Here is a 7,616-nt window from a genome sequence, read left to right as displayed (position 1 = left end):
GACGAGCGGCTGGGCGTCGCGGGGGCCCCAGTCGACGTAGAAGATCTCGGTGCCGTCGGACGTGGTCACCGTGCTCATGGCTGACTCCTCCGGGTCGATGGTGGAAGTGGTCTGACGGCCGACCTCGCCCCGCACCCGGCGGGACGAGCCCGCCTCGCCCACGTGTCACCCGGAGACGCTCACCGCGCCTCCAGCCGGTTCCCGCCACGTTACGCGTACGCCCGGTCAAGCGCATGCCAGGTCGAGCCCACCCCCGCTCGCCCCGGCGGGTCAGCCCGCCGGGGTGTTGTAGTTGACGATTCCCTCCACCATGAGGGCGACCGCGCCGGGGAGTGGGCTGGCCGTGCCCTCCGCCACCACGTCGGGCAGTCTGTGCGCCTCGGTCTCGGCGGCCGCGATCATGCCCCAGAACGCGTTGTAGCCCGAAGGATCCGCCGGCTTGTCGGCAGCCGCCCGCACGGTCCGGAAGCCGTCCGTGTCGACCACGGCCAGCGCGCCCATCTGCCGCAGTACGCCGGGATCCCGTTCCTCGGCCGCCACGACGCTCCATCCGGCCGCCTCCGTGTGCCGCACCGCGGCGAGGAGACTGCCGGCGCTGTCCACACCGGAGACAACGATGTCAGGCAGGACCAGGGCCACCGGTCCCTCGGTCATCGGCAGAGCCGAGCGGACCGCTCCGTCGAGGCCCGGCTCATACGACTCGTTCTGGTAGACGAAGACCATCTGGAAAGTCTCGGCGTAGCGCTCCAGATAGCGCACCGTCTCCAGCTTGTGCGCCCCGAACACGACGACCAGACGCACGGTGAGTCCGCTCTTGGTCAGTTCGACCACCGCCTCCAGACTGCGGTCCAGCACGGTGACCCCAGGTCCCAGGCAGTGCAACTCCTTCGGGTAGGGGGCGCTGAAGCGCGTCCCGAACCCGGCGCAGGGCAGGATGACCGAGACATCAGGGGGGAACACCGAGGAACCATGCATTCAGCAGCTCTCAGGTTGACTTGACCGTCGCGAACCTCATGCGCCCCGTCCGGCGGGCGCAGCCCACCGTAACCGCTGGACGGCCGTCAGGATAAGGACGCCGGCATTCGCCGTGGTAGGAAGTGGGGTTTCAGGCTACCGAGTTGACGCATCGGACGACCGGCGACCACCGGGCGTGCGGACGAAAGAGGGCGCGGAATGCGGGTGTTGCTGTCCACCTACGGCACACGTGGCGATGTCGAACCGCTGGCAGCACTCGCGGTGCGGTTGCGGGAGCTCGGTGTGGAGGTGCGGATGTGCGTCCCGCCGGACGACGAGTTCGCGCGACGGCTGGCCGGTCTCGGGGTGGACCCGGTTCCCGTCGGGCCGCCGGTGCGGGACGTGGCGCGCGGCACGGCCATGCCGTCGGCGGCGGAGCTGGCGCGGTACCGGACCGCGTTGCTCGACACACAGTTCGGGATCTATCCGGCGGCGCTCGACGGATGTGACGCGCTGGTGGCCGCCGGGCTGGCCCAGATCGCGGCGCGGTCCGTGGCCGAGGCCGCGGGCGTCCGCTACGTGTACGCGAGTTACGCCGCGGTCCACCTGCCGTCGCCGCATCACGCGCCGCCGCCTCGGCCGGGCTGGCCGGAGCCGGAGACGACTGACAACCGGACGCGGTGGGAGCTGGACGCCCGCAACGTGAACGCGCAGTTCGCCGAGGCCCTCAACGGCCACCGGACATCGCTCGGTCTGCCGCCGGTGGACGACGTCCGCGACCATGTCCTGACCGACCGGCCGTGGCTGGCCGCGGATCCGGTCCTCGGGCCGTGGCCTAAGACGCCGGGCCTCGACGTGACGCAGACGGGCACGTGGAGTCTTCCGGACGAACGGCCGCTCCCGGAAGATCTGTTGACTTTCCTGGACGCGGGCGCGCCGCCGGTCTACGTGGGCTTCGGCAGCGCGCGCCCGGCGCAGGACGTCGCCCGCGGGGTCATCGAGGCGCTCCGGGCCCAGGGGCAGCGCGCGCTCGTCTCCCGCGGGTGGGCGGACCTGGGCCTGATCGACGACCGGGACGACTGCTTCGCCCTCGGCGAGGTCAACCAGCAGCGCCTGTTCGGCAGGGTGGCCGCCGTGGTCCACCACGGCGGCGCGGGCACGACGGCGACGGCCGCCCGTGCCGGCGTGCCCCAAGTGGTGGTGGCCGGTCAGGTGTCGGACAACCCGTACTGGGCGGGCCGGGTGGCCGCGTTGGACATCGGTGCGGCACTGGACGGTCCGGCGCCGGGCGCCGAGTCCCTGAGCGTCGCGTTGAAGACGGCGCTGGCGCCCGCGACCCGGGCGCGAGCGAAGGCCCTGGGCGACGAGATCCGCACCGATGGCGCCGCGGTGGCGGCGAAGCTGCTGGTCGACAGCCTGCGCTGAGCGGGCGCGGCCACTGCTAGCGTGCGGGCGCATGGAAGACAGCGTGTACGTGGGTCGCGCGGGCCGGGACGCGGCGCTGGACCGGGGATGGCTGCTCGGGCACTTCAAGGCGCCCGGCGATCCTCGCCACAGCGACGCCGTCGAGATCAAGTGGGGGGTCCACCCACGGGGTGAACGACGGGCGCGGTGGGTGACGGGCGAGGTGCGGACGGCTCTCCTCGTTCTCGTCTCGGGCCGCTTCCGCATGGAGTTCCCCGGTCGTGAGGTGCTGCTCGCGGAGCAGGGCGACTACGTCGTGTGGGGACGGGGAGTGGACCACTCCTGGGTCGCGGAGGAGGACTCCGTCGTGCTGACCGTGCGATGGCCTTCGGTGACGGGGTACGTCGCGACCGCGGAGGCGGAACGGGCGGATCCGCACGGGTGAGGGATCCCAAGTGAGGTGACCTAGGCGAGGGTCCCAGGTGAGGGTTTTCAGCCTTGGCTCAGACCGCCCTCATGGCGGGCCGCTCGGCCGGATGGTTCGGACGGACTCCGCGACCGTGCGCACGCACGCGACGATCAGCGAGGCGATCAGCGAGGCGATCAGCGAGGCGATCAGCGAGGTATTGACAAACCATTCAGCGGAACAGAGTCTGCATGGTGATATGCAGTTCGGGCGGGAGCAGCGCGCGGGAGGCGGAGAATGACCGGAACAGGCCGTACCGACCACACGAACGCGGGCACGACGGGCGGCCCCGGTCCAGCCGACGGCATGGTCGAGCGGCACTCCATCGACGCGGTTCCGGACGGTGAGCGGCACGGTCGGGCGGTCAGCCAGTTCACGCTCTGGCTCGGCGCCAACCTCCAGATCACCGCGGTCGTCACCGGCGCCCTCGCCGTCGTCTTCGGCGGCGACGTCGTCTGGTCGCTCGTAGGGCTCGTCGCCGGCAACGTGCTGGGCGGCGCCGTCATGGCGCTGCACTCCGCACAGGGTCCGAAGCTCGGACTGCCCCAGATGATCCAGTCACGGGCCCAGTTCGGCGTCCGGGGCGCCGTCGTACCGCTGCTTCTGGTGATCCTGATGTACATCGGGTTCTTCGCGAGCGGCAGCGTGCTCGCCGGGCAGGCCACCGCCCGGCTCGCCCACACCGGCGACACCACCGGCATCGTGGTCTTCGCCGCGGTCACCGCCGTCGTGGCCGCCGTCGGCTACCGCGTCATCCACATCCTGGGCCGCGTCGCCAGCGTCGTCTGCGCACTCGCCTTCGTCTATCTGGGCGTCCGGCTGCTCGACCGCGTCGACCTGGGCGCGCTGCTCGGCGACGCGCACTTCTCCCTGCCGATGTTCCTGCTGGCCATGTCGCTGTCCGCGTCCTGGCAGCTCGCCTTCGGACCCTACGTCGCCGACTACTCGCGCTACCTGCCGCGCACGACCAGCACCCGGGCGACGTTCTGGTGGACGCTGTCCGGTTCGGCGCTCGGCTCGCAGTGGTCCATGACGTTCGGCGTGCTGGTGGCGGCGAGCGCCGGGGAGAAGTTCCTCGACGACCAGGTCGGTTACGTCGTCTCGCTCGGCGGCGCCGGGCTGGCCGCGTCGTTCCTGTACTTCGTCATCGCGCTCGGCAAGCTCACCATCAACGTCCTGAACACCTATGGCGGCTTCATGTCCATGGTGACGGGGATCAGCGGCTTCCGCGGACAGCGGACGCTGTCGCCGCGCGGCCGGGCCGGGTACATCGCCGTCATCATGGTGATCGGCACGGCGGTGGCCCTGGCCGGCAAGGACAGCTTCCTCACGTCCTTCAAGGACTTCCTGCTGTTCCTGCTGACGTTCTTCACGCCCTGGTCGGCCGTCAACCTCGTCGACTACTACCTGATCTCCCGCGAGCGCTACGACATCCCCGCCCTCTCCGACCCGCACGGCCGCTACGGCGCCTGGCGCGCGGACGCGCTCATCGTCTACGGGGTCGGCGTCCTCGCCCAACTCCCCTTCCTGGCCACGTCGTTCTACACCGGTCCGCTCGTGGCGCCGCTCGGCGGCGCGGACGTGTCCTGGATCGTCGGACTCGTCGTGCCGGCCACGCTCTACTGGCTGCTGGCGAGGCGCGACACCGCGCACGTGCCGCAGGAGACGATCGCCGGCACGGAGCCCCTGGCGTCATCGCGACCGTGACCGCGTACGCCGCGGCTGCCTCACCGCCTCACCAGTGGACCATCAGGTGGCGGGGGCCGCGCAGCATGGCGTTCTGCCGGTAGGGGGGAGTCTCCTGCGCCCACTGCGCGGAGGCGAGGAGGGGGAGCAGCGCGCCGAGCGCGGTCTCGGCCTCGACGCGGGCGAGCGGAGCGCCGTAGCACAGATGGACGCCGCTGCCGAAGCCCAGGTGCTCGTTGTCCGGGCGGTCGGGGTCGAAGCGGTCCGGGTCGCCGAACCGCCGCGGGTCACGGTTGCCGGAGGCCAGCACCAGGTAGAGCGGGGCGCCTTGGGGGATCATGCTGCCGGCGACCTCGACGTCGACGAGCGGGGTGCGCAGCCGCATCTGCACCGGCGGCTCGTAGCGCAGAAGTTCCTCGACTGCCCGCGGGAGCATGTCGGGTTCGGCGCGCAGCCGGTCGATGTGCTCGGGGTGGCGCAGCAGCGTGAGCGCCCCGTTGGCGATCAGGTTGACCGTGGTCTCGTGTCCCGCGATGAGCAGCAGCGTGGCGGTCACCCCGATTTCCTCGGGGGTGAGCCGCATCGCGGGGTCCGGCTCGTTGATGTAGGCGGAGAGCATGTCGTCGGTCGGGTGGCCGCGGCGCTGTTCGGCGAGGCCGAGCAGGTACTCCCGCGTCTCCTGGCGCGCCTGTCGGCCGGCCCGGAACCGCTCGGCCGACTCCTCCCCCGGCCGGATGTCGACGGCGGTCACCTGTGCTTCGGACCACTCCCGGAACCGCGGCTCGTCCTCGCGCGGCACGCCGAGCAGGCGGCAGATCACCGTGACGGGCAACGGGTAGGCGAAGTCGTCGACGACGTCGACGGGCCGGTCCGCCGGGAAGTCGTCGATCAGCTCCCGGGTGAGCCGTGCGATCTCGCCGCGCATGGAGTCGACCCGGTCGGGGCTGTGCGGCGGGCCGAACGGTCGCATGGCCAGGTCGCGCAGCCGGTGGTGTGCGGGGTCGTCGAGCCGCAGGAACGTCGGGTGCGGTTCGAGCGACGGCGAGTCGGCGTCGAGGTTGCGCTCGTCGGCGCTGATCCGGGGGTCGTGCAGCAGCGCGGCGAGCTGGTGGAAGTCGCCGACGAGGAAGCTGCCGTCCGCCTGGGGCACCACCGGTCCGGCCTCCCGCAGTTCGGCGTAGAGCGGGTAGGGGTCGGGGCGGTTGGCGTAGTCGGCGATGCGTGCCAGGAGGGTGTCGGAGGCCATGACGACTCCTCGGGGTAGGGCGGTGCGTAGGTCAGCCGGTCGGCCGCACCACCATCAGCCGGCGATCGGGCAGGTGACCGGTGAGCGCCACGACGGGTTCGTGGGACACCTCCCTCGGGTCCGGCACGTCGGAGGGGATCGTGACGTCGGCGGTGAGCGCCCGGTCCGAGGCGCCGGGCGGCGGGGGGAACGCGGCCGCGGTCTCGATCAGACGCCCGTAGTAGTCGAGCGACTTGGCCATGTCGACGGTGACCGCGGCGGTGATCCGTCCGTGGTAGCCGTAGGCCACCGTCAGGCGGCCCGCCTCCAGCGAGCCCTGGGCGATGACGATGTGGTCGGAATAAGTGGGCACGCCCACCGACTTGATGTTGTGCCCGAACTGGGCCGACCAGAAGGTCGGCATGATGAGATGCGGGCGCTGCCGGGGCCCCGGGCTGACCATGTTGTGGGCGGCCACCTCGGCTTGGGCGACCGCGTTGCCCCAGTGCTCGAGGGACAGGAACTGATACCCGAACAGCGGGTGCGGGAAGCGGGAGACGTCGCCGGCCGTGAAGACGTCGTCGGTGACGATGCCGTACATGTTGAAGGCCCGGCACCCGGCGTCGCAGGCGACGCCGCGCGGGCCGGCCGCCAGCCCCGACTCCGCCAGCCACTCGACGTTGCGGACCGCTCCGAGGGCCACCACGCACAGGTCCGCCTCGACATGGGCGCCGTCGGACAGGTCCGCCCCGACGAACCGGCCGTCGCCGTCGCCGCGCAGGGCGGTGACCGTCACACCGCAGCGCAGGTCCACGCCGTGCCCGCGGTGCATGAGGGCGGCGAGTTTCGACAGCGTTCCGCCGAGCGCGCCCACCAGCGGCGCGGTGCCGCGTTCGACGACCGTGACGTCCAGCCCCCGCTCCCGGCACGCCGAGGCGATCTCCGAGCCGGTGAAACCGGCCCCCATCACCAGGACCCGGCGCGGCCCGTCGGCCAGGCGCTGCGCCAGCGCCCCGGCCTCGTCGCAGGTGCGCAGGGTGAACACACCGTCCAGCAGCGCCTGTTCCGGGTCGACCCAGGGGCGGGCGCGGGTCCCGGTGGCGATCAGCAGCCGGTCGTACGGCAGCACGTCGCCGTCGGCCAGTCGCACCTTCTTCCCGGCGAGGTCCAGGCCGGTGGCGGCGACCCCGAGCCGCCAGTCCGCGTCCGGGTCGCGGCGCATCGGCAGCGCCGTGCTGTCCGCGGGCACGCCGCCGATCAGGACCTGCTTCGCCAGCGGCGGGCGGTCGTAGGGGGCGTGGGGCTCGTCGCCCACAATGGTGAGCGAGCCGGTGAAGCCCTCCTCGCGCAGCGTCTCCGCAGCTCTCAGCCCGGCGAGCGAGGCCCCGATGATCACGATGCGGCCGTCGTGCGGGTCACTCGGCATCGGCTCTCACCTGTTCGCCGAGGAGGATGGCCTGCACCGGGCAGGAGGCCGCGGCCTGGCGTACGCGCGGCAGTTGGTCGTCGGGCACGGACGGGGAGTACAGCAGCGCCTCGTCCCCGTGCAACTGGAACACCTCGGGCGCGAGGAACACGCATTGCGCGTAGCCCTGACAGCGCGTGAGATCAACGACGATCTGCATTCCCACCGCTCCTTCCGTCACCCGGCGCCCTCCTGGCGTTCCGCCGGAGACGGATGGTCCGCGCCCGGTGGGCGACGGCGCGGAAAGGGGGGCGGTAGTGGACGAGCAGGTAGTCCAGACCAAAGTACCGCCGTGGCTGCCTTCCCGCGCGGGCAGCCGGGCGCGGCGCCGCGGGCGGCAGAGCGTGACCGGTGACCTTGACCTTCGTCTGCGGCGAGGAGAACGACGTCGCGTTCTCCAGCAGCTCGGCCAGCAG

At 71.9% G+C, this 7,616-nt stretch carries 9 protein-coding genes; 4 read left to right on the top strand and 5 right to left on the bottom strand.

Features of this window, described 5'->3' with window-relative positions; translation table 11 throughout:
* Nucleotides 1–270: 270 nt before the first annotated feature.
* On the bottom strand, nucleotides 271–960 hold the full coding sequence (locus ABZ861_RS31385) for a hypothetical protein (protein WP_361637416.1): 690 nt from the start codon (nucleotides 958–960) through the stop codon (nucleotides 271–273).
* A 213-nt stretch (nucleotides 961–1,173) separates the two neighbouring features.
* Between ABZ861_RS31385 and ABZ861_RS31380 the strand changes: the two genes are divergently transcribed.
* The 4 genes from ABZ861_RS31380 to ABZ861_RS31365 all read left to right on the top strand — a co-directional run bounded on the left by ABZ861_RS31380 (nucleotide 1,174) and on the right by ABZ861_RS31365 (nucleotide 4,531).
* Nucleotides 1,174–2,379 (top strand): glycosyltransferase, encoded by a 1,206-nt coding sequence (locus ABZ861_RS31380; protein ID WP_361637413.1) that lies wholly within the window; start codon nucleotides 1,174–1,176, stop codon nucleotides 2,377–2,379.
* A 31-nt stretch (nucleotides 2,380–2,410) separates the two neighbouring features.
* Nucleotides 2,411–2,803, top strand: coding sequence for a signal peptidase I (locus tag ABZ861_RS31375; protein ID WP_361637411.1), 393 nt, complete (start codon nucleotides 2,411–2,413; stop codon nucleotides 2,801–2,803).
* A 115-nt stretch (nucleotides 2,804–2,918) separates the two neighbouring features.
* Complete coding sequence (locus ABZ861_RS31370; RefSeq protein ID WP_361637408.1) at nucleotides 2,919–3,065, top strand: hypothetical protein; 147 nt, start codon at nucleotides 2,919–2,921, stop codon at nucleotides 3,063–3,065.
* 65 nt (nucleotides 3,066–3,130) lie between these two features.
* The gene (locus tag ABZ861_RS31365) at nucleotides 3,131–4,531 is read left to right on the top strand and encodes a cytosine permease (RefSeq protein WP_361637419.1); all 1,401 of its coding nucleotides are present in this window, start codon (nucleotides 3,131–3,133) and stop codon (nucleotides 4,529–4,531) included.
* A gap of 28 nt (nucleotides 4,532–4,559) precedes the next feature.
* Here the strand turns inward: ABZ861_RS31365 and ABZ861_RS31360 are convergent, their stop codons facing one another.
* The 4 genes from ABZ861_RS31360 to ABZ861_RS31345 all read right to left on the bottom strand — a co-directional run.
* The gene (locus tag ABZ861_RS31360; RefSeq protein ID WP_361637405.1) at nucleotides 4,560–5,756 is read right to left on the bottom strand and encodes a cytochrome P450; all 1,197 of its coding nucleotides are present in this window, start codon (nucleotides 5,754–5,756) and stop codon (nucleotides 4,560–4,562) included.
* A gap of 31 nt (nucleotides 5,757–5,787) precedes the next feature.
* On the bottom strand, nucleotides 5,788–7,161 hold the full coding sequence (locus ABZ861_RS31355) for an FAD/NAD(P)-binding oxidoreductase (RefSeq protein ID WP_361637402.1): 1,374 nt from the start codon (nucleotides 7,159–7,161) through the stop codon (nucleotides 5,788–5,790).
* On the bottom strand, nucleotides 7,151–7,360 hold the full coding sequence (locus ABZ861_RS31350) for a ferredoxin (RefSeq protein ID WP_361637399.1): 210 nt from the start codon (nucleotides 7,358–7,360) through the stop codon (nucleotides 7,151–7,153). The genes ABZ861_RS31355 and ABZ861_RS31350 overlap by 11 nt, the downstream gene beginning before the upstream one ends.
* Nucleotides 7,344–7,616: hypothetical protein (locus ABZ861_RS31345; protein ID WP_361637396.1), on the bottom strand; the 273-nt coding region annotated here is incomplete at its 5' end. The genes ABZ861_RS31345 and ABZ861_RS31350, both read right to left, overlap by 17 nt.

The sequence above is a fragment of the Streptomyces sp. NPDC046985 genome (assembly GCF_040644415.1).
GTDB lineage: Bacteria > Actinomycetota > Actinomycetes > Streptomycetales > Streptomycetaceae > Streptomyces.
The sequence above is the reverse complement of the archived record's forward strand: the minus strand, read 5'-3'. Positions and strand labels throughout refer to the sequence as shown.

What these genes read in the sequence shown, in the direction of transcription:
- ABZ861_RS31380 (WP_361637413.1), top strand. Translation starts at nt 1,174, where the DNA reads ATGCGGGTGTTGCTGTCCACCTACGGCACACGTGGCGATGTCGAACCG.
- ABZ861_RS31375 (WP_361637411.1), top strand. Translation starts at nt 2,411, where the DNA reads ATGGAAGACAGCGTGTACGTGGGTCGCGCGGGCCGGGACGCGGCGCTG.
- ABZ861_RS31365 (WP_361637419.1), top strand. Translation starts at nt 3,131, where the DNA reads ATGGTCGAGCGGCACTCCATCGACGCGGTTCCGGACGGTGAGCGGCAC.
- ABZ861_RS31360 (WP_361637405.1), bottom strand. Translation starts at nt 5,756, where the DNA reads ATGGCCTCCGACACCCTCCTGGCACGCATCGCCGACTACGCCAACCGC.
- ABZ861_RS31355 (WP_361637402.1), bottom strand. Translation starts at nt 7,161, where the DNA reads ATGCCGAGTGACCCGCACGACGGCCGCATCGTGATCATCGGGGCCTCG.
- ABZ861_RS31350 (WP_361637399.1), bottom strand. Translation starts at nt 7,360, where the DNA reads ATGCAGATCGTCGTTGATCTCACGCGCTGTCAGGGCTACGCGCAATGC.